26 protein-coding genes are annotated in these 24765 nt (G+C 29.9%); 6 read left to right on the plus strand and 20 right to left on the minus strand.

What is annotated here, in order from left to right:
- Nucleotides 1–15: 15 nt before the first annotated feature.
- The 9 genes from CLLI_RS02445 to CLLI_RS02485 form a co-directional block, all read right to left on the minus strand.
- Nucleotides 16–1035, minus strand: a complete 1020-nt coding sequence (locus tag CLLI_RS02445; RefSeq protein WP_106062668.1) for a homoserine dehydrogenase — start codon at nt 1033–1035, stop codon at nt 16–18.
- A gap of 26 nt (nt 1036–1061) precedes the next feature.
- Complete coding sequence (locus CLLI_RS02450) at nt 1062–3023, minus strand: transglutaminase domain-containing protein (RefSeq protein WP_106062669.1); 1962 nt, start codon at nt 3021–3023, stop codon at nt 1062–1064.
- A 119-nt stretch (nt 3024–3142) separates the two neighbouring features.
- Nucleotides 3143–3577, minus strand: a complete 435-nt coding sequence (locus CLLI_RS02455) for a PadR family transcriptional regulator (protein WP_106062670.1) — start codon at nt 3575–3577, stop codon at nt 3143–3145.
- 1 nt (nt 3578) lies between these two features.
- Nucleotides 3579–4430: a DegV family protein gene (locus CLLI_RS02460; RefSeq protein WP_106062671.1), complete on the minus strand. Its 852-nt coding sequence runs from the start codon at nt 4428–4430 to the stop codon at nt 3579–3581.
- 178 nt (nt 4431–4608) lie between these two features.
- Nucleotides 4609–5025 carry a zinc ribbon domain-containing protein gene (locus tag CLLI_RS02465; protein WP_106062672.1) on the minus strand — a complete coding sequence of 139 codons (417 nt, stop codon included), beginning with the start codon at nt 5023–5025 and terminating at the stop codon, nt 4609–4611.
- A 455-nt stretch (nt 5026–5480) separates the two neighbouring features.
- Entirely contained in the window at nt 5481–5696 is a 216-nt protein-coding gene (locus CLLI_RS02470) for a hypothetical protein (protein WP_106062673.1), read from the minus strand.
- Between the two features lie 31 nt (nt 5697–5727).
- Nucleotides 5728–6489 carry a hypothetical protein gene (locus CLLI_RS02475; RefSeq protein ID WP_106062674.1) on the minus strand — a complete coding sequence of 254 codons (762 nt, stop codon included), beginning with the start codon at nt 6487–6489 and terminating at the stop codon, nt 5728–5730.
- The gene (locus CLLI_RS02480; protein ID WP_106062675.1) at nt 6489–7184 is read right to left on the minus strand and encodes an ABC transporter ATP-binding protein; all 696 of its coding nucleotides are present in this window, start codon (nt 7182–7184) and stop codon (nt 6489–6491) included. Before CLLI_RS02480 ends, CLLI_RS02475 begins: the two co-directional genes overlap by 1 nt.
- On the minus strand, nt 7184–7555 hold the full coding sequence (locus CLLI_RS02485) for a GntR family transcriptional regulator (RefSeq protein ID WP_106062676.1): 372 nt from the start codon (nt 7553–7555) through the stop codon (nt 7184–7186). Before CLLI_RS02485 ends, CLLI_RS02480 begins: the two co-directional genes overlap by 1 nt.
- A 146-nt stretch (nt 7556–7701) precedes the next feature.
- Between CLLI_RS02485 and CLLI_RS02490 the strand changes: the two genes are divergently transcribed.
- The 3 genes from CLLI_RS02490 to CLLI_RS02500 all read left to right on the plus strand — a co-directional run bounded on the left by CLLI_RS02490 (nt 7702) and on the right by CLLI_RS02500 (nt 10517).
- A complete protein-coding gene (locus CLLI_RS02490; protein ID WP_106062677.1) occupies nt 7702–8310 on the plus strand; it encodes a superoxide dismutase in 609 nt (202 codons plus the stop codon).
- Between the two features lie 574 nt (nt 8311–8884).
- Nucleotides 8885–9472, plus strand: a complete 588-nt coding sequence (locus tag CLLI_RS02495) for an ECF transporter S component (protein WP_106062678.1) — start codon at nt 8885–8887, stop codon at nt 9470–9472.
- A gap of 85 nt (nt 9473–9557) precedes the next feature.
- Entirely contained in the window at nt 9558–10517 is a 960-nt protein-coding gene (locus CLLI_RS02500) for a P1 family peptidase (RefSeq protein ID WP_106062679.1), read from the plus strand.
- 92 nt (nt 10518–10609) lie between these two features.
- Here the strand turns inward: CLLI_RS02500 and CLLI_RS02505 are convergent, their stop codons facing one another.
- Complete coding sequence (locus CLLI_RS02505) at nt 10610–11143, minus strand: 50S ribosomal protein L25 (protein WP_106062680.1); 534 nt, start codon at nt 11141–11143, stop codon at nt 10610–10612.
- Between the two features lie 215 nt (nt 11144–11358).
- Between CLLI_RS02505 and CLLI_RS02510 the strand changes: the two genes are divergently transcribed.
- Nucleotides 11359–12735, plus strand: a complete 1377-nt coding sequence (locus CLLI_RS02510; protein WP_106062681.1) for an aldehyde dehydrogenase — start codon at nt 11359–11361, stop codon at nt 12733–12735.
- Nucleotides 12736–12905: 170 nt separating this feature from the next.
- Nucleotides 12906–13217, plus strand: coding sequence for a hypothetical protein (locus tag CLLI_RS02515; RefSeq protein ID WP_106062682.1), 312 nt, complete (start codon nt 12906–12908; stop codon nt 13215–13217).
- 50 nt (nt 13218–13267) lie between these two features.
- On the opposite strand, the gene CLLI_RS02520 is transcribed toward CLLI_RS02515, so the two are convergent.
- The 4 genes from CLLI_RS02520 to CLLI_RS02535 form a co-directional block, all read right to left on the minus strand.
- A complete protein-coding gene (locus tag CLLI_RS02520) occupies nt 13268–14935 on the minus strand; it encodes a Na/Pi cotransporter family protein (RefSeq protein WP_106062683.1) in 1668 nt (555 codons plus the stop codon).
- A 178-nt stretch (nt 14936–15113) separates the two neighbouring features.
- A complete protein-coding gene (locus tag CLLI_RS02525; protein WP_106062684.1) occupies nt 15114–16832 on the minus strand; it encodes a methyl-accepting chemotaxis protein in 1719 nt (572 codons plus the stop codon).
- 168 nt (nt 16833–17000) lie between these two features.
- Entirely contained in the window at nt 17001–17324 is a 324-nt protein-coding gene (locus CLLI_RS02530; protein WP_242975496.1) for a rhodanese-like domain-containing protein, read from the minus strand.
- Nucleotides 17325–17383: 59 nt separating this feature from the next.
- Nucleotides 17384–17974: a DUF1836 domain-containing protein gene (locus tag CLLI_RS02535; protein ID WP_106062685.1), complete on the minus strand. Its 591-nt coding sequence runs from the start codon at nt 17972–17974 to the stop codon at nt 17384–17386.
- A 198-nt stretch (nt 17975–18172) separates the two neighbouring features.
- On the opposite strand from CLLI_RS02535, the gene trhA reads away from it, so the two are divergent.
- Entirely contained in the window at nt 18173–18823 is a 651-nt protein-coding gene (trhA, locus tag CLLI_RS02540; protein ID WP_106062686.1) for a PAQR family membrane homeostasis protein TrhA, read from the plus strand.
- A gap of 31 nt (nt 18824–18854) precedes the next feature.
- Here trhA and CLLI_RS02545 read toward each other — a convergent pair whose 3' ends face one another.
- The 6 genes from CLLI_RS02545 to CLLI_RS02565 all read right to left on the minus strand — a co-directional run bounded on the left by CLLI_RS02545 (nt 18855) and on the right by CLLI_RS02565 (nt 24643).
- Nucleotides 18855–20186, minus strand: a complete 1332-nt coding sequence (locus tag CLLI_RS02545; protein WP_106062687.1) for an FMN-binding glutamate synthase family protein — start codon at nt 20184–20186, stop codon at nt 18855–18857.
- 72 nt (nt 20187–20258) lie between these two features.
- The gene (locus CLLI_RS02550) at nt 20259–21377 is read right to left on the minus strand and encodes an acyltransferase (protein ID WP_106062688.1); all 1119 of its coding nucleotides are present in this window, start codon (nt 21375–21377) and stop codon (nt 20259–20261) included.
- A gap of 99 nt (nt 21378–21476) precedes the next feature.
- Nucleotides 21477–21683, minus strand: a complete 207-nt coding sequence (locus CLLI_RS02555) for a heavy-metal-associated domain-containing protein (RefSeq protein ID WP_106062689.1) — start codon at nt 21681–21683, stop codon at nt 21477–21479.
- Between the two features lie 64 nt (nt 21684–21747).
- Entirely contained in the window at nt 21748–24186 is a 2439-nt protein-coding gene (locus CLLI_RS02560; protein WP_106062690.1) for a heavy metal translocating P-type ATPase, read from the minus strand.
- Nucleotides 24187–24224: 38 nt separating this feature from the next.
- The gene (locus tag CLLI_RS14405; protein WP_170063627.1) at nt 24225–24362 is read right to left on the minus strand and encodes an LDCC motif putative metal-binding protein; all 138 of its coding nucleotides are present in this window, start codon (nt 24360–24362) and stop codon (nt 24225–24227) included.
- A 14-nt stretch (nt 24363–24376) separates the two neighbouring features.
- Nucleotides 24377–24643, minus strand: a complete 267-nt coding sequence (locus tag CLLI_RS02565; RefSeq protein WP_106062691.1) for a metal-sensing transcriptional repressor — start codon at nt 24641–24643, stop codon at nt 24377–24379.
- Between the last annotated feature and the right edge of the window lie 122 nt (nt 24644–24765).

The raw sequence follows: 24765 nt of genomic DNA on the forward strand, positions 1-24765 counted from the left end.
CCTTTTGATAATAACCTACTGCCTACATATATTTATGACATCTTTTATTGCAGCCGCTGCCGCACCCCTTGGATTAGAAGCTCCCCCAAAAATACATATTTCTCCCATAGTATCTGTATTAAATATAGCTCCTTTATTAGTTCCCTTAATGGAAGCTAGAATGTGATCTTTGCGGATTTTTTCCAAACCTACTTCCAATACCACTTTATCATCCTTAAAGTATGCTTTACTTAGTAACTTTATTACTTTGCCTTCATCCTTAGCCTTTTTTATATCCTCTACTTCAATATTTCTTATACCTTTAATAGAAACCTGATTTAATTTATATTCTGTTTTCATAAAACTATTGGATAATAATAAAATCTTGCACCCACTATCAATTCCATCAATATCCATTGAGTTTTCTCTTTCAGTTATTCCCTTATCGATAGCTTCCTCTAATGCCTGATTAAATGAAATATTGTGTTCAAACATTTTAGTTAATATATAATTTGTGGTACCATTTAATATTCCTATTATAGAATTTATCTTAGACCCAGCAAGACTATAATAACCTACATCCATGGTAGGCAATGCTGCTGCAGTGGCTCCACTATATTTTAGTTTTACATTTTTCTTCCTTGCTTTATTTATAATATCATGAAAATTAGTAACTAAGGCACCCTTTGATACTATTACTACATCCATACCTCTTTCTATAGCATTTAAAATATAATTTAATGCCATACCTCCAGTATTGATGTCACTATTAGTACATTCCACTAAAATATCTCCTTCAAAAACTGGATAATCATAAAAGGAATCCTTATTTATTTCTCCATACTGTAATATTCCGCTAGATCCTGATTTACATTTTAAAAGTGTTTGCAAATCAAGACCTTCATCCTCAAAAATGCATCCTAACCTTCCTATAACTCCACATAAAATTAAATCTACATCATATTCATTTTTTATATACTGTCTTCTTTCATAGATTAATTTTACAAACTCTCTGCCAACCTTTCCAAAGCCTGATAACACTAATTTTTTTTTCATAAATCTCACCCATTCCTAAAAAATAATTACAATGCTTCTTTTGAGCTGCCATCATATTTTATTTTATACTTTTTGAGAGTTATTGGATGGTTATAATAAATCCAATCACCAATAATATAGGAATTCTCCATAACTTCATCATTTATCTTCTTCCTATCTTCGCCATTGATTTTAATAATGTATAGTTTTTTATCATTACCGTCTATATAATATAAATATTCACCCTTTCTTATAGCCTCAGAATTGGAGTTTAAATATTTTCTTAAAAATTGAAAATCCTCCTTATCACATAGATTATATATGGATTTATTCCAAAAATGATCAGTACCCATTTCCTTATCTGTGGTATTAAAATATTTATAACTTACTTTTCCGTTATCATTTGGAATTGTATCATCCCAGGTAGAATCAACCCAAAAATAATTATTGTTTATTTTAACAATATTCCATGCGTGCTCCCCTTTATCTGTTGTCCCCTCTACCTTTTCACATTCTATTCCAATCTGGTTTAACAACATTTTCATTGTGAGAGCATATCCATTGCACACACCCTTGCCCTTTATTAAAACACCATATGGGTAATAGCATTCATTGGGCACTGTGCCTTTAATAAAATTATCATAGTCATATTCTGTATTTTTTACAATATAATCATGTATTGCATATTCCTTTTCTAAATCACTCATATCATCTTTTATTACTGTATTTATTATCTCTTCAGCTTTACTTTGCAAAAGCTTTTTAATATTAAAATATTCTTTTTTTGATATATTATATGGATATGTAATCTTCACCTTTGTATAATCATAATTTACATTGCCTATAGAGTAATAACCAGTGTAATCTTCTTTAAATATATCATCTATGGTGTTATTTATTTCATCCATACCTATAAATCTGTTATCTATATATATATTGATTTCGTCTTTTCCTTCTAAAAAGCCTTGATTAACTATATCATATAAGTCTTTTTTATTTTTTATTATTTTACTATCCTTAGGAATTACCTTTATTGGAATATAAAAAAAGGATTCATAGGTGTCATAATTCTCAGTATCTTTTGAGCCTTTTTCATATTGTACTTTAATTATCCCTTTACCATTCCCTATTGCTTTTATATTTCCATCTCTATCTATATCTACTAAATCTTTTGTATCTACTGAGTAACTTATTTTTTTTATATATTCATTTTCCTTTAAACATTGTAATTTTATTTTCCCAATATCCCCGGATAACATTACCTTTTTATCTAAACTACAGCTTACATTATGTAATACATCATAATCTAAATAGTTATTATCTATAAAATAAAAATAATCAATATATAGATGTATCTTAGATAAATCAACATTCATGAACTCATCATAGGAATAAAATATTTTTATACTGTTGAAATAATCTAGTTCAGGATTTTCCTTAATTATTTTGTTTTTGACTTTTTCAAAGCTTTCCTTTATATGATCTTTCCCAAAACTTCTCATATCTAGTATTATATTATTTTCTTTATTTCTTATGGTATTAAGTAAAACCTGTTGCAGTTCCTCTTCTGTGTCCACAGGTATAATTACTTCCAAATCATCCTTATCTCCATTATTAGATGTTTGAAATTTCATATTTTTTTCTTCTTTGAGAAATGTTCCATTAATAGATTGTAATCCATTTTTTATGTATAGATTGTAGTAGTTATTATCCTGATAATCACCAACGGGTATAACTTGTAATAATTTTTTATCTTTATTATACCTTAATTCCATATGTTTTTTGCAATTATTATTGTTATCATATACATAAATATTATCCGTATTTATAGTGTTTTCCCTTAAAGGTAAGTTAAACTTTATATTCCATATTTTATTTGTGGGAACATTTTTTTTCGTTTGAATTTCCATAGAAAAAGGATCTGCAGAATGTACAGAATATCCAATAAAAAGGGTGGCAAAGATTATGACTATTAGTATTTTTCTAAGATTTGTACAAAAATATTTCATAAACTTCCTCCTCAGTAGAAGCTACAAATACATTTATTATATTATAACATATTAACTTATAAATCCATAATAAAAAATATAAAAACAGTGAATAGCCCAAAAATTTGGCAAATCCACTGTTATTTATATAAATCATTATAAACTATGTTGAAAACTTCTAATGCTTCTTCTATTTTATTTCTCAATAGCCCCTTTTTATTCTCTAATTCCTTAAATCCAGAATTGGTTAATGTATATATTTTTTGTATTTTGTTTTTTGAATCATCCCACTTGCCTACTACTAATTTCTGTTTTTCTAATTTTTTTAGTAAAGGATAAATACCTCCTGTGCTAGGTATCCAAAGTCCCTTAGTCCTTTCCCCTATTTGAGTTGCTATATCGTTTCCATTGGTAGGTCCTAAGCTTAATATAAATAAAACATATAAGGGCAGTAGTCCCTTTGTAAAAACCTGCCCTACTGCTTTCTTTTCTGTTTCTACTTTTTTAAGCTCTCCAAGTTTATTTTTATACTCTTCATATAATCTTTTTTCTTCTGCCGCTGTATCCTCATTCATACTATTGCTCCTCTATTAATACCACTCCTATTAATCCAGGACCACTGTGGACACCAGAAACAGGACTAATGGTTCCCCCAAAATTAACATTAACAACATTATCCATCTTCTTTATTCCTTCAAATACTTTTTTGGTCTCTTCTGGTGCATTTCCATCCATAACCCATACTCTACATTTATTTTTCTTTAACTTCTCTTCTACTATTTCCAAAATTCTATTTATAGATTGCTTTCTTCCTCTTACCTTATCATAAGTATAATATTTACCATCTTTTTTGTCTACAGATATTATAGGTTTAATGTTAAGTAATTCCGCAATAGTTCCGGAGACCTTACCTATTCTTCCGCCTTTTTTTAAATATTCCAATGTTCCAACTACAAAAAATAAGTCAATTCTACTTTTTATATTTGGTATTTCATTTACTATTTCATCAAAACTTTTTCCTTTTTCAATTAACTCCGCACAAACTTCTACTATAACACCTTCCCCTGCAGAAATAGATTGTGAATCACATACATAGGTTTTTAAGCTGGGATGATTTTCACTAACTAATTTCACAGCGTTATATATACCTGATAATCCTGTGGATAAAGTTACAGCTATGGCATTAGTATATCCTTCTTCTTCAAGTTTAGTAAAAGTATCTTCCATGTCCTGCATTGAAGGTAATGAAGAGGTAGGAACCTCCTTATCCAGATTATCGTATACTTCCTTAGGTGTTATCTCTACTCCATCTTTGTATTCCCTATCTTTATATATTATTCTAAATGGTAGTACATGGATATTATATTTTTTAATTATGTCCTCATGTAAATCTGCTGCAGTATCAGTTATTAATGCAATTTTTTCCACCTTAATTCCTCCCTTATATAAATTAAAAATTAACTTACTTTAACTAGTATTCCACATTATATGTTAAATTATATCATCAGTAGTGATAACTATCAATAGTGACATATAGCACTATTGATAGTTATCACTACTGATACATAATTGCAAAAAAATAAATGAGTTATAAGCTCACTTATTTTCAAGTCTTTAATTTAAATTTATATGAACATCTAGGACATGTTACTAAAATATTTCCTTTCCCTCTAGGAAGTCTTAATTTTTGTTTGCAATTAGGACATTTTGTTACTAGAAATTCCTTTCTCTCCTTCAACTTTCCTTTTAAGTTTCCAAAAGTATTTTTTATGCTGAAAGAAGTATTACTTCTATTAAATTTTAAAAAATAGTCTTTAACACTTTTCCCAAGGCTTAGGAAAGCCATTTCCTCTTCTACTCTTTTGGGAATATTTCCTGATCTAGTTCTCCAGAAAGAATAAACTATAAGAAGTCCTCCTATTAGTTTTCCATACTTAAAAAGAGCTATAAATGCACCTGTAATAAAAATAAATTTGGAGAATTTATCCCATCCATATATATCTTCGGAATAATTTACTCTCATATATATCACCAACTTTCTTGCATTAAATTAACTAATTTAAGTATATATTATCATAAAAATGGCCAATGTTTATTAAACTTTTGCAAATTTTTTGTATCTTTTCTACAAATAATAAAAGGCCCCTTTTTTGCACCAGGAGCCTTTTTTAATTTATATGAATTTTAATATAATCATCTAATATCTACATCTAAAACAGTTTTCATATTTAACCCTTTACCATCCTTGGCTTTTACATCCTGCACCATTAAATAATATTTTTCTCCAAGTTTTGCTGCTTTTTTTGGAGTTATAATTATTTTATTTCCCTGTTCAATCTTATACTCTACTTCTGTTTCTTCAAAGGTATCCTGTTTAATTAATTTTAAAGTATTTTTATTTACATGCTGGTATCAATATCTTTAGTAAATTTAATAGTATCCTTCGTCTTTACAAGGGTTGGAAATCCTTTACAATCATTAAAGTAAATTAAGAAATTCATTATTATTAATTATTACTTTTATCATATGTCGCTTATCAGTTTTATTGGTGCCAGAATATAAAAGTTCTGCAACAGCTAATGAGTCTACATCCTTTGTATTAAAATCTGGAGTTATACCAACATTTTGTATTTCGTTGCCCTTAAGAGTAAAAATAAATCCTTTTAAGAACCTTTTGTTATTGCCTCTTTTCATATTATTTCCCTACCTTTCTATTAATTAAGGATTATATATCTAATTTTTTTCTTAAAAGATATGAAGTAGCTATAAAAAACACTACTGCAATACAAATATCAAAAATGGATTGCGCTATATTAATATTTACTAACTGATCCGATACCATAATCGTCATGTCTCCTGACAAAGTGTTTAGATTCATTGCGTTGACAGAAAATGTTTGAGGAAAGAATCTATACAATAAATCTGAAATTTTAGTTATACCTATACAAGTTATTATAAATATTACCCAGGATCCTAATTTTGCAATCTTCCTTTTCTTTTTAACAGCTGCCTTACTTAAAGCTATTGAAAAATAAATAACACACAAAAGACCAACATAGGTTATTATGCAATAAAAAATACCTAAAAGTATAAATCCTATATTAAGTTTACTTATAGCTTCATTTATATTTAGTTTTATTTTTATAGAATTATAATATAAAAATATAAAATTAGTAAAAAGTACTGCAATATATTGTATAAAAGATGTTATTAATTTTGAAGCTAGTAGTGAATTACTAGATATGGGTAAACTAAATAATAAATAAGCCGTATTTTCTTTTAAATCTCTACTAAAATTTTTTATATTCCATACAAATACCACAACAATAGTTGCAATAGTTATAAATGTGCTCAGTGCTAATATAGTTTGCCTTGTCCAAGCATCCACCTTTGCAAGCAACAATATATTGGATATAATAATTACAGCTATTAATCCTAATGTTTCTTTTAAGTATCCTTTAATTTCATATTTAATTAAATTCCCCATTATTTAAATACCTCCCTATAAAGCTCATCTATTGATTTTTCTTCCTTTAATCTCAATTCTTCAGCATTTCCAGATAAAACAATACTTCCATTAGCTATAAATAGTACCTCATCAAATAATCTTTCTATATCATTAACTAAGTGAGTTGTAATCAGCATTGAACTATCCTCATTATAATTTTGAATTATTGCATCTAATATCTTTTCTCTGGTGGTTGGGTCTACTCCACCTAATGGCTCATCTAATATGTACAATTTAGCTTTTCTTGATAGTGTCAATGTTAAATTTAACTTTTCTGCCATACCTTTAGATAAGCTTGTAACTTTACTATCTGGATCCAAATTCATAAACTTTAATAGTTCCCAAGCTTTTTCTTCATCAAAATCTTTATAAAAGTCTCTATAGAAATCTATTGAATCTTTTATTTTCATCCATTTATATAAAAAAGGTGTATCAGGCAAATATGCCACTATAGATTTTGTATATACTCCTGGTTCTTTTCCGTCAATTAAAACCTTTCCTGAGGATGGCTTTAATAATCCAGCAATAATCTTCAATAGAGTGGTTTTACCGCTGCCGTTTGGTCCTAATATTCCTACTACTTTGCCTTTAGGAATTTCTATGTTCACTACATTTAATGCTTTTTTACCAAGATAGCTTTTAGTTAAATTTTCAGTACTCAATAAAATATCCATTACTTATCCTCCCCCTCTAATCTTTCTTTTACAATATTAACTATTTCCTTTTCAGTAAAACCTATATTTTTCATTCTTTCAACAAATGAATTTATTACTTCCCTAGCTACATCTTTTTTTAACACTTGTATCATCTCTTCGTCCTCCTTGACAAAAGTCCCCATACCCCTTTGCGTATAAGTAATATTTTCTCTTTCCAACTCCTGATAAGCCCTTTGTAAAGTATTGGGATTAACTTTAAGAAAAGCTGACATTTCTCTAACAGAAGGAAGTTTATCTCCAGGATTTATCTTCCCTGAAATAATATTTTGTTTAATATAATCCATTATTTGAATATATATAGGAGCTTTTTCATTAAATTTAATATCCATATTCTCCTCCTTAACTATTGACCTAGTGTATTATATAAATAGTACACTAGGTCAATAGTTAAGTCAATACACTTTTATAAAATTTTTCACAACATTTATTCCAGATGCATAATATAATATGAAATAAATATGAAATAGGAGTAAATATGCTAGAAATTAAAAAGCAAAGCTATAATTTTTCTACAGTTAAAGGTATAAGCCTAAATCAGCTTCAACAGCACTATAAACTCTATGAAGGTTATGTTAATAAATTAAACGAAATATGGTCTATGCCTGTAGATGCTAAAGAATATGGTCCAGGTAATGCTACTTATAGTCCTATGAGATCTTTGAAATTAGGAGAAACCTATGCATTAGATGGAGTTAAACTTCATGAACTTTATTTTGAAAATATTACTGGTGGAAATAATCAGCCTTTTGGATCTATACTTAAATTTATTATGAGGGATTTTAAAAGCTATGAGAACTTTTTAGAATACTTAAAGAAGGTAGGCCTTTCTATGAGAGGCTGGGCTATACTTACCATAGATCCACTAGACAATAAACTGCATATCATTGGATCTGATGCCCATGATACTGGTGCAGTGTGGCTTTCCTATCCTCTTTTAGCAATGGATGTATATGAGCATGCTTACATGATAGAATTTGGCATAGATAGAAGCAAATATATTGATAGATTTATAGAGAATATAAATTGGGCAGTAATAAATAATAGACTAGCTAAATATGTAAATATGCCCATGAGATTTCTGTAAAAATTGTGATCAATTTTTTCATCATTAATAAGGGAGTAAACGGAGATACCAGCCCTGGTATGCTTTTTAGATCATTTAATGATAGCATTGAAGATTTTAATTCACTATTTATAGTTGGTATTCATCCCACAAAGCAAGGACACAAAATAATGGCTGGAATTATTAATTTCTAGCCATTATTTTTTATTAAATTGTTATAATGTCCATATTTTTTTCTTTTCTTAAAATTGTACTAAAATAATATGGCAAGGCTTCCCTCCATTTTTATCCTTTTTGGTTATATATTATTCCCATGAATTTATCAACAAAAGCTTCTATTTATTTTGTTAATTATACAAAATATTGAATCTAAATTATATTAGTGACTGTTTTCTACATATTACTAGTTCCGCATTATTATGATTTAACTAAGGTTGATGATGTTTTGATATAATTTTAACAAAAAGCTATTTAATTTTAGTGCAAAACATGATAAAATGTTTTCGTCAGTATTCTTATGAAACTGAACACTTACTAGTTTAATAAGAACCATCTGAATTATATCCTAAAAAGGAATAAGAACGGAGGAGTTATTATGGAAAAAAAGTTAAAAAAATCAGCAATGTTTAACACAAGACAGTTAACTATCATTGGAATGCTATCTTCTGTCTCTATCTTACTTGGTATATCAGGATTAGGGTTTATACCAATTCCACCAGTTAAAGCTACAATTATGCATATACCAGTTATTATCGGGGCGATTTTAGAAGGTCCCGTAGTAGGAGGTATGATTGGCTTAATTTTTGGTATATTTAGCGTCATACAAGCTATAACCAATCCTACACCATTATTTTTCGTTTTTGTAAATCCTATAGTTTCAGTACTGCCAAGGGTTCTCATAGGCATAGTTTCCTACTATTGCTATAATGCTATTGGTGGAAAATTTACTTCTATAAGAATTGGTGTAGCAGCTGCTGTAGGTTCTCTTACAAATACCTTTGGTGTTTTAGGGCTAATGTACTTAATATACGTAGAAAGATATGCTCAAGTATTTAATATAAGTGTTTCTGCTGCAAAAAAAGGTATACTTGCCATTGGCATAACCAATGGATTACCTGAAGCCGCAATTTCTGTCTTAATTACAATTCCTGTAGTTATGGCAGTAAAAAAATTCAAAAAGTAGATTTCATCTCCTGACTTTTGGTCAGGAGATTTTTATAACAGAATATAAAAAATTGTGACCAATTTTTTTAAAGGGGGATTTATTTATGGAAGAAATAAAATTTATAAACATAGATGGAATTAAGGTAGGTCATGCCCAAGATATTGAAGCTGGCACAGGGTGTTCAGTTGTATTATGTGAAGAAGGTGCTTCTGCTGGAGTAGATGTGAGAGGTGGAGCCCCTGGTACTAGAGAAACAGATCTTTTAAATCCAGTTAACCTGGTTGATAAAATTCATGGAGTGTCTTTAGCTGGTGGTAGTGCTTTTGGTCTTGATGCTGCCAGTGGAGTAATGCAATATTTAGAAGAAAAAAATGTAGGCTTTGACGTAGGAGTTGGCAAAGTACCAATTGTGCCTTCTGCAGTTCTTTTTGACTTAACTGTAGGTAACAGCAAAGTAAGACCAGATAAAGAAATGGGTTATAGAGCTTGTATAAATTCAGAAAATAATGATAAAGATTTACAAGGTAATATAGGTGTTGGTACTGGTGCTACTGTTGGCAAATTTTTAGGGCCTGAACATTCTATGAAAGGTGGGCTAGGCAGTTATTGTGTTCAGATAGGTGACTTAAAAATTGGTGCTTTAATTGCTGTAAATTGCCTAGGGGATGTAATAAATCCTGGCAATGGCAGAATACTTGCAGGGGCCTTGAAAGAAGATGGAACCTTTGCTAATACTGAAGAAACTATGATAAATAGTTATAGTGAGAAAAAAAATGTATTTTCAGGTAATACTACAATAGGTGTAGTAGCTACTAATGCTATTCTTACAAAATCAGAAGCTAATAAAATAGCTTCTATGGCTCATAATGGATACGGAAGAACCATAAGGCCTGCTCATTCAATGTTTGACGGTGACACCATATTTACTATGGCTACAGGAAAAGTTCAGGCTGATATAAATGTGATAGGACTACTTGCTGCTAGGGTTGTGGAAAAAGCTGTAGTCAATGCTATTTTAAATACTTCAACCATGTATGGTTATATTGCTCATAAGGATCTATAATAATAGGAAAAACCTCCCTTTATTCTTTACTATTCATTTTTACCTTTTACCTCCTACCTAAAAATAAAGTGGAGTTCTCTCCACTTTATTTTTTAAGCATTTGTTATTACGGCTAAAATTGTATCTGGATCTTTAATTAATCTAATAGAAGGATCTAATTTTAAATCTTTTACCTTAATTTCTTCACCATATTTCATATTATTAACTTCTAATTCTACATTATCAGGAATCTTTGAAGAATCTCCTTCAACATCTACCTCATTGCTATATACCTGAAGGTATAAATCCTTGTTAATCAATAAATCTTTTCCTGAAAACACAACAGGTACTGTCCATTTAACAGTTTCTTGATTTTCAATTTCCTGCACATCTATGTGAACAATTTCTCCTGTTGCTGGGTCTTTTTCAATATCTTTTATTATTCCATGTTTTTTTTCATCATTTAAATAGAAATTTATTTTTGCTTTTTCACCTTTTTCTTTTAATAAATTTATAAGTTTTGTTCTTTCAAATTTTATTGATTCATTTTTTACATCTTTACCATAGATTACTCCTGGTATAAATCCTTCTCTTCGTGCCACTTTAGCTTTCTCATTTCTAGTAAAAGCCTTAATTACATTTTCCATATATAAACCCTCCTTAGTTTATTTGTCACACATTAAATTATAACACATGCTTGGAATCATTATACACTTTTGTAATATGGTTTACAATGTGTTTACATTATCGTTATTTTATGTGCAATTTTACCTTTGGTATTGCTTTTATAAATACATTTTTGTTATACTTTGTTAATAGGAGCAGAACTTTTTATGATATTATAATTTTGAGGTGATAAACTATGGACAAAAATGACTTTTCTTTAATTTTAAGCAATCAAAAAAAATTTTTTAGGAATAATGGAACCTTAGATGTAAACTTTAGAATTCACCAATTAAAAAAATTAAAATCTTTAATCATAAAAAATGAAGAAGCTATATATGAAGCATTAAAAAAGGATCTTAATAAATCAGATTTTGAAAGCTATGTAAGCGAAGTTGGATTTGTTTTAGGCGAAATAAATTTTACTATAAAGAATATTAAAAACTGGTGTAGAGTAAAGAAGGTGAAAACTCCCCTGGTACATCTTCCAGGTAAAAGCTATATATTGAAGGAACCTTATGGATCAGTGCTAATTATTGGGCCTTGGAATTATCCATTTCAACTACTTATTGCACCTTTGGTAGGAGCTATTGCTGCAGGTAACTGTGCACTGTTAAAACCTTCAGAGCTCTCTCCTAATGTATCTAAATTCATAACAAAATTAATAAATGAAAACTTTAATGCTGAATATATCCACGCTGTAGAAGGCGGCATAGAAGAAACTTCTTCTCTACTATCACTTAAATGGGATTATATCTTCTTTACTGGCAGTGTAAATGTAGGCAAGGTGGTTATGAAGGCAGCTTCATATAATTTAGCACCTGTTACTTTAGAATTAGGCGGAAAAAGTCCTTGTATTATAGACAAATCTGTAAATTTAAAGTTGGCAGCTAAAAGACTTGTTTGGGGTAAGTTCTTCAATACAGGTCAGACATGTATAGCCCCAGATTATCTTTTTATACACAAAGATATTGTAAAGGACTTTATTCCATTATTAAAAAATACTATAAAGGAATTCTACGGTGAAAATCCAATAAATAGTGAGTATTATGGAAGAATAATAAATACAAAGCATTTTACTAGACTTAATAATTATTTAAAGGATGGTACAATAATTTTTGGAGGAAACGTTAATGAAGAAGAGCTTTATATTTCTCCTACCCTAATTATTGGCTCTTCTATAAACTCTCCTATTATGAATGATGAAATTTTTGGCCCAATTTTGCCTATGTTTCAATATGAAAATTTAAATGAAGTAATCAGCTTTATTAATAGTAGGCCTAAGCCTTTATCCTTGTACTTTTTCTCTAATGATAAAAATAATATAAAAAAAATAACCAGCAATACTTCCTCAGGAAGTGTATGCATCAATGACACTCTTTCTCAAATTACAACACCCTATCTGCCTTTTGGAGGTGTAGGGACCAGCGGAATGGGAAAATATCATGGTAAATGGAGTTTTGATACTTTTACCCATGAAAAATCTGTAATGAATAAAAGTTTTAAATTTGATTTAAGTGTTAAATATCCACCTTATACATTCCCAATTAAAATTTTAAGAAGGTTTTTTGAATAATTAGATATAAATTTGTGTTGTAAAATTCATCATATAATAGTAAAATATATTCAATAAACTTTAAAGCACTATATTTAAGTATAAAATATAGCAAAGGGAATACATTAATGTATATGATGATTAATTTAATATTTAAAAATTATTAAAAACAAAAGGAGGAATAAATTAATATGAAAAAGAAAAATAATGCATTAGGCAAAATTGCCATTGCAACTGCTGCAATAGGATTGGGTACCTATATTTATAAGAAATTTATTAAAAAGAATTGCGAAGATGATGGAGATTTAGATAGCGGAGTAGTTGAAACTGAAGATTTAGATGATAACTGTTGCGAGAATGATAAAGAAAATAAAGATGAAAGTGAAAAAAACACTGGATGCTGTTGTGGTGATTCTTCCGATGAAACAGATTCTAGCTTTGAAATAAAATTAGATAATCTTAACAAGGAAGATACTACACCTGATGAAGATAAACAGGAATAAAATCAATGTAAAAAGGATGCTTTTACCGCATCCTTTTTACATTTACCTTATTATTTAGTTTTTACAGTTTTTTGAATTCCAGTTGAATTTTCTTCTGACTTATCTGAATGATTAATACCAAGAACAGCTTCGGCTATATTTAAGGAGTGATCCCCTACCCTTTCAAAATTACTTATTATATCCAAATATATAGCACTTACTCTTGCTTCACAAGAAGAAGAATTTAATCTTTTAATATCGTTATCCCTTAGTTCATCTTCTAAAACATCTATCTTTTCCTCTACTTCATATACTGATTTGGCCATACTAACATCATTATGTTCAAAACTCCAAATGGATTTATTTAAGGCATCTAAAGTATGATTATATATATTCTTCAATTCTCCCTTTGCATCCTCAGAAAAAACTAATCTTTTAGAAATCTTTTCTGTAGATAAGTCTGCTATATTTTTAGCATGATCTCCTATTCTCTCTACATCCTTTACCACATGGAACATAGATGTAACTATATCCACCTGCTGCTTTGAAATCTCCGTATTAGAAAGTTTAACAAGGAATTTGGTTATTTCTTCTTCTAGTAAGTCTATTAAATCTTCTCCTTCTGCAACTTTCTTTATAAGAGTTTCATCACCAGTTTCTAAAGATTCCACAGCAAACTTCAAACTTTCCCTAGCTTTATCCGCCATGGAGATTATTTCCTTAGAACATTGTCCAACTGCAATTACTGGAGTTTCCAATAATCTATCATCTATGTACTGTATTCCCATATGTTCTTCTTCTCCATCTCCAGGAATCATTTTATTTACAAAAGCTACTAAATATTTAATAAAGGGTGCCTGTATTATTACATTGGCAATATTAAATAATGTGTGGGCATTAGCAATTTGTTTTCCGATATTCCCAGGGTTTAGGGCCATTATTATATAGGTAACTGGTTTTAATATAATTGTAAATATAACTGTACCTATTATATTAAAAGTTAAATGTATAAGTGCTGCTTTTCTAGCATTTTTATTTGTACCTATACTAGATAAAAGAGCAGTGGCACAAGTTCCTATATTATCACCAAATAAAACTGGTAAAGCTACCTGTAGGGGAATTAGTCCATTGTTCCCTAGAGCTATAAGTATGCCAATAGTTGCTGATGAACTTTGCACTACTGCAGTAAGTCCTAATCCTGCAAGTATTCCCAATAATGGATTATAGGATAATGTAGCTATAGCACTTTTAAAACCATCTGAATGAGCTAATGGTTCCATAGAAGAAGACATGGTATTCATTCCAACAAATAGAATACCAAAACCTAATACAATATTCCCAATTTCTTTTGTCTTATCTCCTTTAGAGAATAATACCATTAGAGAACCTACCCCAACAAATACAGGGGCTAAAGCAGTTAAATTAAGAGCAACCAACTGTCCAGTAATGGTTGTCCCAATATTAGCTCCCATTATTACTCCAGCAGCCTGGTATAAATTCATAAGTCCTGCATTAACAAATCCTACTACCATTACAGTAGTGGCGCTGCTACTTTGAATAATTCCTGTAACTATAGTTCCAGTAAGTATAGCTTTAACAGGGTTTGAAGCAATCTTTTCGAAGAATATCTTTAATCTGTCTCCTGCTGCATTTTCAAGTCCATCCCCCATAAGCTGCATGCCATATAGGAATAATCCCAATCCTCCAAAAAGGCCTATTACCATTGTCAAACCATTCATGTTTTATACTCCTTCCCAACATTGCCTATTATAAATACATTTTTATAATACAATACTTTTAACAAAAATATAATAATTTTTAACTTCAATTAACATAGATTTAACATAAAAACATAAAAAACGATCTAAATAATAATTCTTATTAATGATATATTTAGGTCGTTTTTCTATGCTTTAATTAGCCAATATTAAATTTTTCCATAAGCGTTTTTAGCTTTTCTGCCCTTTCAGAATTATTGTTACTTTCATCTGTTATAATACTGTTTTTATCATTTACTTCTCCAATGCTTTCTGCTATTTCTCCTGAAGACTTGGCTACTTCTGTCACTGATGTTGCTACATCTTCCATACTTATAGATATTTGATCTATGGAATTAGATATATTTTCTGAAACATCTGCAAACTCTTGTATTATAGTTTTTACTGTGTCCCCATCTTTTTTATACTGATAGCTTACCCCTATAAGTTTTTCATAATCTGTTAATACATCTTTTCCAAGTACCTCCAGTACATATTGAGAAGAATCCGATAATTCCTTTACAGCTTGCAATACCTTTGTTACATTTTCCTGTATCTCTGTTACAGCTGATGAAGACTGTTCTGCTAATTTTCTTACCTCTTCTGCTACCACTGCAAAGCCCTTGCCATGCTCCCCTGCACGAGCTGCTTCTATTGCTGCATTTAATGCCAATAGGTTGGTCTGTTCAGCTATTCCAAGTATACTATCCGCCATTTGAGAAATATCTTCTACTACTACTACATCTTTTATGGCTTTTTCTAGTTTACATTTTGAATCTTTATATATATTTTCCACATTTTCTTTGGATTTAGAAGTATCATTGTTTACTTTATCTGCATTTTGTTGTATGGTTAGAGCTAATTTTAATCCTTCTTGAGCTTTTTTTGCTGTATTGTTTACATTTTCTTTAGCTGTAGCTGACATAGAAGTCACCTCTTCTACCGAAGCTGAACATTCTTCCATGCCTGCAGATATTTCCTCTGTAGCAGCAGATACCTGTTGAACTTGTGCATTTACTATTTTAACCATTTCATCACTTTTATTTATACTACTTTTTAAATTATTACTTTCATCTTTAACCTGAGCTACTGAATCCTTTATATTTTCTATAGAATGGTTTAAAGCTTCTATGGTTTTCCCTATTTCATCTTTGGCATGAACTTTTAAAGTAAAATTGAAGTCTCCTTCTGCCATTTTATTTGCAGCATTTGATAGTTCTTCCAGTTGATCTGTAATACTTTTTTTAATCAATAATGCAAAAATAATTCCTAATATTATAACTATGCCAGTTATGGTTAATACTAAATTTTTAGAATTCTTTGCGGAATTTTCAGAACTAATAGCAGAATTCATGGAATTCTGATCCTGAAGATCTATTACAGCTTGAATACTATTTATCCATTCCTCTTCAGGTCTAGATAACTTAAGTAATATTTCCTCCATTTCCTTATTACTGATATCTGCCCTCATTGCTTTATTTAACGTTTCCCCAAATATAGGCTGAGATATTACCTCTTTTTCTTTTATTGTATTAAATAATTTCTTTCCCTTTTCAGTGCTTAAGGCATCTTCCAATTCACTTTCTTTTTGGGCGTAATTTTGTTTACTTTCATTATAAATTTGCTGCTGTTCTCTCATATAATTAGGATCATTGCTAATAAGTATATTTCTAAGGCTAGTCCTTTCCTTATTTACTTCACCTCTCATTTCATTTGCTAAACTAGATTTCTTATTATTAACATTTGCAACTTCATCAAACCTTTTTGATAAATCATTTAATCTTAAAACTGATATAAGAGATATAGCTATAATAAGTGCTACCATTGTACCAAAGCCAAAAATAAGTCTGTTGCCTAATTTAATCTTCTTTAAATTCATATTGACACTCCTTATGTATAAATAATTAATTTCATTAATATATAAATTATACTATATTCTTCTACATGTTGCACTAATTCCAAACAATCTTTCAACATACTTTTTATAGTGCTTGTCCATAATGACATTAAAAATGTAGGAAGCTACTGGCTTCCTATCTTTATTTTTTTATTCAGTTTCATAGGGCCAGTTTACTATTCCTCCTAGATCGTACACATTAGTATATTCTTTATCTATCAATAGCTCTGCAGCTTTTCTACTTTTATTTCCAGTATTACAATATACAAATATAGTAGTATTTTTATTAGGTATCTTAGTTTCTACAGAGTTTTCTAAAGTTTCCAGTGGGAACACTTTGCTACCCTTTATATGCTTTTCTTTATATTCTCCTTCGCTTCTAACATCAAGCAGAATTATTCCTTTTTCGCTGTCTAGCCTTTTCTTTGCCTCCCCAGGAGAAATATTTGAAATTATAAAACTTTGCATAGTCATATTATTAGTTCTCCCTTCTATTTTAGATTAGTAAACTTCATGGTTATATTTTACCATTATCAATCTTTTACAAAATTATCTATAACTTTTTCAGCCGTTCTTCTATAAGAATTTGCCCTATCAATTAATACTAGCACAGTAATAAATACCTGTATTAAATCCTTTTCTTCACCCTGTAAATTAATAAGTTCCTCTTCTATAGTTTCTATCATAGTATTAAAATTATTCTCTAATTCTTCATTTCCCTTGGTTTTAATACGTAAGAAAGATTTATATACCTCATCTATATGTACATTCTTTTTTATTTCCTCCGTTTTTTCATCAAAAATAGAATTAAAAAGTGTATTTATATCGTTTATAGATAATCCCTGTTTTAAGTTATAAATCAATATTAAGAGTATCATGTGTTCTGTAGTATACTTTTTCTTTTTAGCAGGCATAAGTATTTTTCCCTTAGTATAGTTGTTAATCATAGTTTTAGTAAGTATTTTATCCTCTGGATTTCTTTTTGAATTAGAAAGCTTATCTTCAAAAAATGTAGTAACCTGATCCATATACAAATCTATGCATGGAATCTCCTCAATAGCTATTTCTTTAGCCTGAACTATTTCATGAAACAATTTATCTATATTTCCTCTATTATATTCCATTTAATTCACCTCTAGTTTATTGTATAGTAAAAAAAACCTTTAATCAATAAATGTGTAAAATGTATATTGATTTTTTTATACAACAAGAGTATTATAATATCATGATACATAGTTTTTAAAACTACATATCAGTACATTGATATGTAGATATTAATTTTTACAAATTATAAAATGCTATATTTAGGGGAGGCTTTTAAATTGTTTGAAAAGTTTAGAGATCCAATAAGTGGTCTTACTCATCTCATAGGTGCCTTTTTATCTTTAATTGGCATGGTTATATTAATAAAGCTATCAATATTCAATGGAAACTCTTGGGCACTATTTGCATCTTTGGTTTTTGGAATTAGTTTAATTCTTCTTTATACCGCTAGCTCAACATATCATATAGCTAAGGCTTCAGAAAAAGTCATAAATGTTTTAAGAAGAATTGATCATTCAATGATATATATATTAATTGCTGGTACATACACACCTATTTGTTTATTAGCCCTAAAAGGCAAATTAGGTCTTACACTATTTATTATAATATGGGCTTTAGCTTTTACTGGTATTATATTTAATATGTGCTGGTTTAACTGTCCAAGAAAATTATCTACTTTATTTTATATTATTATGGGCTGGCTAGTTATATTTTTTATAGTACCTATAATTAAAGCTATATCAATAAATGGATTTATGTGGCTTTTAATGGGAGGAATTTTTTATACTGTAGGCGGTGTAATATATGCATTAAAATGGCCTAAAATACATTCAAAGTACTTTGGATTTCATGAAATATTTCATATTTTCGTAATGCTAGGAAGCTTCTGCCACTTCTATCTTATGTTTAAATATGTAATGTTTCTATAAAAAAAGATTGCTATAGGCAATCTTTTTTTATTTACTGGCAGGTGTCCCCAGCATACCCTACTTTTAAAACACTACTTAATTCTTTATCTACACAAACTAAATCTTCTCTAGCCAACTGGTCCACATTAGTCTTTGCCATGGCTGAAAGAGCTAACTTCATTTCTTCCTTACAAGAATTTAAAAAGTTTGATAAAGTTTGCGCTCCCCTATCTACATCCAATTCATCTGTTAACTTTCCTCCATATATAACTAATTGAGGAGTGCTTTCATATGTAAGAGTTTTAACTATTTGACTTTGAATTGTTGCTATAAGAGCAATGGATCCTATATATACTGCCTTTGCACCAAGAGCTAATGCTTTTAAGAATTCTCCTGGTGTCTTTAGCCCTCCAGTTATTATTAAATCATACTTATCTTTTACTCCTTTTGCTTCTAAATAACTAGAAGTTCTAGCTAAAGCAAATAAGGTTGGCAACCCCATATCATCCTCTAGTGTAGGCGGAGCACTAGAAGTTCCTCCTTCAGCACCATCTATTACAATGTAATCCGCTTCTGTGCTAGTTATTACGTCCAATTCTTTCTCAATAAAATGAGTGGCTGCAATTTTTATCCCCACTGGTACTCCATATTCGCCTTTAAGATTGTTAACTAAATCTATTAAATCCTGTAGAGAATCAACACCTTCCATTCTAGATCCCTTTTTTGCATCTTCCCCAGGATTTAAATGCCATGTATTTCTTAAATGTTCTCCTATTTCATTTGATGCTATACTAGTAGGTACAGCGCCTCCCCAAGCTCCTTGACCTAATTGTATTTCTATGGCATCTAGCTTTCCTAAATCTTCCTTACTTCTAAGCCATCCGCCCCTATTATATTGACCAATTAACAGTTTAGCTGCTTCCCTTTCTTCTTTGCAAATACTAGATTCACCTGTATTGGTAGATGTGCCTGCCATAGAAGCCCCTTTTGCTAAAGCAACTTTGGCATTTAAACTTAAAGATCCCCCATAGGACATTCCTGTTATCATTACAGGCATAGATAATACCAATGGCTTTATGCAGCTTTTTCCAATAGTCACTTCTGTGCTTATGTCCTCTAACTTTTCTACAGGCAAATTAAATAATTGTCTTCCATTTAAAAATAACCTATTCCACTGGGACTGTACATTAGGACTTCCATATGTCCTTTGCAAAACCTTTCCATTTTCTCCTCTTATGCAGGCTTCTACTATAGCCTTGACACTTAATTTTTCTGCTGCAGTAGCCATTACAAAAAAATTTTCTGGATAATCCTTAGTAAGAATATTAACCATCATCTCGTCAGAAAGATTATTCACCATACTATTTACCATTTTCTCTAGCATAATATTACCTCCATCACTTATTTTGATTTTATTTTCTGTTAAAAAGGTAATAATTATTCAAAAATAAAAGCCTCACAAATTATTATAAACCATTACTGAACTGCTTTCATTTATACTTTTCATAATATTCTTTCTTACTCCTGTTACATATTGTGAATAAGGAAAATAGCTTAAAAAACATATTATTAATGGTGTAATTATTAATGTTATAACCAAAACACATAATCCTAATATAAGATAATCTTTTATTCCAAACCGTAATTGCAAGTAATTTGCCATCCAGTTTAAAACTATAATATGTGACATATATGCAGCAAAGGAATAGTCTCCTATAAACTTAAGTTTATTATATAACTTTTTAAAATCTGCCAAATATAAAGCTAGAATATATACAGCTAAAATAGTAAATAACATAAATAATATGTATAGGCTTCTTTTAAATTCCACAGCCTTAATTTCATTTAAATAAGCATATACTAACAAAGGCAAATAGGCTGCTATAACTATCCATTTAAATTTCATAATAATATTTTTAAATGTCTCATAATTTAATTCAATGTAAATTCCTAATATAAAATATAGAATCCAAAACATTGGGGATATATTTATAAACTTTTGTTGCAATTCTGTAGGATTTGTGAATATAAACTTACCTAAACTCTGACATATAGTATACTGATATTTACTTATCATATAATATAGTGGAAACACGCTTATAAACACTGTAATCCTTAAAGTATTGCTGCTGTTATGTATCTTCTTTGCTATATAAAGAATCACAGGTACATAAATATACAATCTTAATATCATTCCCATATACCAAAGATGAAATGCTCCATTCCCTGATAAGATTTGCCATATAAAATTATTGAATCTATGCTCATTACCTAACTTGTACATATTTATAGCAGACCAAATAATATAAGGTATTAATATATATTTTACTCTTTTTATATAGTACTTTTTCCAATGGAAATTATCATAATATACATAAAACAATGATATGGCACTTATGGTAAGAAATATAGGTACAGCAGGCTTGACTACTATGTAAAGCATTTTTAAAATTAAATGTTCATTCTTAGGCACTTTTTTTATATATGAATAACCACCTATGATATGCTGTGTAACTACAAATATAAAAGCTAATGCTCTCATTATGTCCAATTCCTTCAAACGCTTTTTTGTCATACAATTCTCTCCAATCAGTTCAATATTTACTTCAGTATATATTTTAGCTTAACCATAAAAAAAAAGCCAATCCCAAAGGACCGGCTTTCTCTATTACTCTTATTCAATGTTTACTACTTCATATCCATAATCTTTTATAATATCTTTAATCTTATTATCTGTTACGTCTTCATTAAATTCAGCTACTGCCAATTTTGAACTTAGATTAACATCTACATTCTTTCCTCCTATTTCTTCTAAAGCCTCCTTTACGTGATTTACACAATGCATGCAGCTCATTCCTTCAATAGATATTTTCTTTTTCATAATTTATTCCTCCCAATTTTTATTTATTATTTGTTTTTATTATTTGCTTTTATTATTTGCTTTTTTAGTTTGGTTTAAAAGTCTTTAATCTTAATGCATTTAAAAGTACTGACACAGAGCTAAAGCTCATAGCTGCTGCTCCAATCATAGGATTTAAAAGTGGCCCTCCAAATATGTGTAAGAGCCCCATGGCTACTGGTATTCCAACGGTGTTATATCCAAAAGCCCAAAATAAATTTTCCTTAATATTCTTTATAGTTTTTTTGCTTAACTGTATTGCAGTTGCTACATCCATTAAGTCACTTCTCATTAAAACTATATCAGCAGATTCCATGGCTACATCTGTGCCTGAACCTATGGCAATACCTACATCTGCTTGAGCAAGGGCTGGAGCGTCATTTATGCCATCTCCTACCATAGCTACTTTCTTTCCTTCAGTTTGTATCCTTTTAACTTCCTTTGCCTTATCTTCAGGTAATACTTCTGCCAATACTCTATCTATTCCTACTTGTCTTCCAATAGCTTCTGCAGTTCTCTTATTATCTCCAGTAATCATAGCCACTTCTATGCCCATTTTGTGAAGCTTTTCTATGGCCATTTTACTATTTTCTTTTACTGTATCTGCCACAGCTATTATTCCACCCAAGCTGCCTTCAATGGCCACATACATAGGAGTTTTTCCTTCTTCTGCAAGTCTATTTGATACTTTACCTAAGTCTTTTAAATCTATATTGTTTTCTATCATAAGCTTTTCGTTTCCTAATAAAGCTTCTTTTTCTTCTATAATAATCTTTATACCATGACCAGGAATAGCTTCAAATTTTTCTACAGTTTTAAATTCTAATCCCTTTTCTTCTCCATGTTTTACAATAGCCTCTCCTAATGGATGTTCTGATCCTTTTTCCCCACTAGCAGCTATCTGTAATAAATATTCTTCACTAATATTTTCGCTAGTTACTATGTCGGTAACCTTTGGCTTGCCTTCAGTTATAGTACCAGTTTTATCAAAAACTATTGTTTCTATTTTATGGGCAGTCTCTAGTGCTTCACCACTTTTTATTAATACCCCATATTCTGCTCCCTTTCCTGTACCTACCATGATAGCTGTAGGTGTTGCCAAACCTAGAGCACAGGGGCAAGCTATTACTAGTACTGAAATGAATATAGTCAATACAAATACATTACTTTCTCCATAAAGTTTCCAACCTATAGCAGCTGCCAAAGCTAAAATTATTACCACGGGAACAAAGTATCCTGCTATTATATCTGCCAACTTAGCAATAGGAGCTTTACTTCCCTGAGCTTCTTCTACTAGTCTAATTATTTGAGCAAGAGCTGTATCCTTTCCAACTCTAGTAGCCTTATACTTTATAAATCCATTTTTATTTATACTTCCTCCAATTACTTTATCTCCTGCACTTTTTTCCACAGGAATACTTTCTCCTGTAAGCATGGACTCATCTATGGAAGTAATACCTTCTATAACAGCACCATCTACAGGAAGTTTCTCTCCCGGCTTTACAATAATTATATCTCCAACTTCTACCTCATCTATAGAAATTTCTATTTCCTTATTCTCTTTTAATATAGTAGCAGTTTTAGGTGCCAAGCCCATCAGCTTTTTTATTGCATCAGAAGTCTTTCCTTTAGTTACAGTTTCTAAATACTTACCTAAAGTAATTAAAGTCAGAATAACTCCCGCCGATTCAAAATATAGGCTGTTTGCATACTGAACTTCCCCTGAAAAGATTTTATATATAGCAAATACCCCATATAAAAATGCGGATGAAGTACCTATGGCTATTAGAGAATCCATATTTGGTTCTCTTCTCAAAAGAGCTTTAAATCCTACCTTATAGAATTTGTTGCCAATTATAATCACAGGTAAAACCAATAATAATTGAATTAAAGCAAAATTTTTAGGATTTGCCATTGGATGCAGCCAATGTGGTAATGGAAACCCCAACATATGTCCCATAGATATATACAGTAATGGAAGTGTAAATATAGCTGAAAATACAAACTTCTTCCATAACAGCTTTCTTTCCTCTTCTTTCTTTTCCTTATGAGAATCTACAGTGCTTTCTTCTACTAGTTTATACCCTGATTTCTCTACTGCATTTTTTATTTCTGTTAATCTAACTTTTGAAGGCTCAAAAGTTATGTTTAATTTTTCAGATGCAAAATTTACGTTGGCCTCAATAACTCCATCTAATCTTTTACAAGCTCTTTCTACAGCCTTTGCACAAGCTGCACAGGTCATTCCCTCTATACTTAAAGTTTTAGTAGTAGATTCTACTAAAGCTTTATAACCAGCCTTCTCCACAGACCTTTGAACATCCTCTAATTTAGCCTTTGTGTCATCATAAGTTAAACTTAACTTTTCTGAAGCAAAATTTACATTAGCTTCAGTAACTCCTTCTACTTTTTTTGCTGACCTTTCTACGGCTCTAGCACAAGCTGCACAGGTCATTCCCTCTATATTTAAAATTTCATTTTTCATAATTTATCTCCTTACCCTGTGATATTTTAAATGTGCATCTATTTTTTGGGATCTTTGTTTTTACATCCTTTGTTATCTTTATTTAAGCCACAGCAATCTAGTTTTCCATTTCCAGGGAAAGTCTTGCTATTTTCATCTGCTAATTTTTTTATAAATCTTTTAAATACATTTTTCATATATTCCATCTCCTCTATTTATCCATAAGCTTTTGTAATACATCCATTATCTCTTCCACTTTTTCTTCACCAGAATCATGAAGAAAAGCGTCCTTTACACAATGATTCAAATGTTGTTTAAGTATTAGCATGTTAGATTTTTTTAACAGAGCCTGTGCTGCTATTATTTGATTAGATATATCTATACAATACCTTCCTTCTTCTATCATCTTTATTATGCCCTCAATCTGGCCTTTAGATGTTTTCAAAAGTTGTAATGCTTTTTTCTTTTCTTCATTCATAATTTGCCTCCCATATACCCCCCATATGTACAGGGGCATATTTTTATTATATACCCATTGATAATAAATTTCAACTGCTATATAAATTCTTTCTCATTAATTTTTACAGCATAATAATATTA

This window comes from Clostridium liquoris (genome assembly GCF_002995785.1).
In the GTDB taxonomy this organism is placed as follows: domain Bacteria; phylum Bacillota; class Clostridia; order Clostridiales; family Clostridiaceae; genus Clostridium_AO; species Clostridium_AO liquoris.

Bases quoted from the DNA above. Each gene is read 5' to 3' on its own strand.
- CLLI_RS02510 (WP_106062681.1), top strand. From the start codon at position 11,359: ATGGACAAAAATGACTTTTCTTTAATTTTAAGCAATCAAAAAAAATTT.
- CLLI_RS14405 (WP_170063627.1), bottom strand. From the start codon at position 24,362: ATGAAAAATGTATTTAAAAGATTTATAAAAAAATTAGCAGATGAAAAT.
- CLLI_RS02485 (WP_106062676.1), bottom strand. From the start codon at position 7,555: ATGGATATTAAATTTAATGAAAAAGCTCCTATATATATTCAAATAATG.
- CLLI_RS02465 (WP_106062672.1), bottom strand. From the start codon at position 5,025: ATGAGAGTAAATTATTCCGAAGATATATATGGATGGGATAAATTCTCC.
- CLLI_RS02545 (WP_106062687.1), bottom strand. From the start codon at position 20,186: ATGCTAGAGAAAATGGTAAATAGTATGGTGAATAATCTTTCTGACGAG.
- CLLI_RS02525 (WP_106062684.1), bottom strand. From the start codon at position 16,832: ATGAATTTAAAGAAGATTAAATTAGGCAACAGACTTATTTTTGGCTTT.
- CLLI_RS02470 (WP_106062673.1), bottom strand. From the start codon at position 5,696: ATGAAAAGAGGCAATAACAAAAGGTTCTTAAAAGGATTTATTTTTACT.
- CLLI_RS02530 (WP_242975496.1), bottom strand. From the start codon at position 17,324: ATGACTATGCAAAGTTTTATAATTTCAAATATTTCTCCTGGGGAGGCA.
- CLLI_RS02500 (WP_106062679.1), top strand. From the start codon at position 9,558: ATGGAAGAAATAAAATTTATAAACATAGATGGAATTAAGGTAGGTCAT.
- CLLI_RS02535 (WP_106062685.1), bottom strand. From the start codon at position 17,974: ATGGAATATAATAGAGGAAATATAGATAAATTGTTTCATGAAATAGTT.
- CLLI_RS02560 (WP_106062690.1), bottom strand. From the start codon at position 24,186: ATGAAAAATGAAATTTTAAATATAGAGGGAATGACCTGTGCAGCTTGT.
- CLLI_RS02475 (WP_106062674.1), bottom strand. From the start codon at position 6,489: ATGGGGAATTTAATTAAATATGAAATTAAAGGATACTTAAAAGAAACA.
- CLLI_RS02450 (WP_106062669.1), bottom strand. From the start codon at position 3,023: ATGAAATATTTTTGTACAAATCTTAGAAAAATACTAATAGTCATAATC.
- CLLI_RS02445 (WP_106062668.1), bottom strand. From the start codon at position 1,035: ATGAAAAAAAAATTAGTGTTATCAGGCTTTGGAAAGGTTGGCAGAGAG.
- CLLI_RS02565 (WP_106062691.1), bottom strand. From the start codon at position 24,643: ATGAATGAAGAAAAGAAAAAAGCATTACAACTTTTGAAAACATCTAAA.
- CLLI_RS02455 (WP_106062670.1), bottom strand. From the start codon at position 3,577: ATGAATGAGGATACAGCGGCAGAAGAAAAAAGATTATATGAAGAGTAT.
- CLLI_RS02505 (WP_106062680.1), bottom strand. From the start codon at position 11,143: ATGGAAAATGTAATTAAGGCTTTTACTAGAAATGAGAAAGCTAAAGTG.
- CLLI_RS02495 (WP_106062678.1), top strand. From the start codon at position 8,885: ATGGAAAAAAAGTTAAAAAAATCAGCAATGTTTAACACAAGACAGTTA.
- CLLI_RS02480 (WP_106062675.1), bottom strand. From the start codon at position 7,184: ATGGATATTTTATTGAGTACTGAAAATTTAACTAAAAGCTATCTTGGT.
- CLLI_RS02515 (WP_106062682.1), top strand. From the start codon at position 12,906: ATGAAAAAGAAAAATAATGCATTAGGCAAAATTGCCATTGCAACTGCT.
- CLLI_RS02555 (WP_106062689.1), bottom strand. From the start codon at position 21,683: ATGAAAAAGAAAATATCTATTGAAGGAATGAGCTGCATGCATTGTGTA.
- CLLI_RS02520 (WP_106062683.1), bottom strand. From the start codon at position 14,935: ATGAATGGTTTGACAATGGTAATAGGCCTTTTTGGAGGATTGGGATTA.
- CLLI_RS02490 (WP_106062677.1), top strand. From the start codon at position 7,702: ATGCTAGAAATTAAAAAGCAAAGCTATAATTTTTCTACAGTTAAAGGT.
- CLLI_RS02550 (WP_106062688.1), bottom strand. From the start codon at position 21,377: ATGACAAAAAAGCGTTTGAAGGAATTGGACATAATGAGAGCATTAGCT.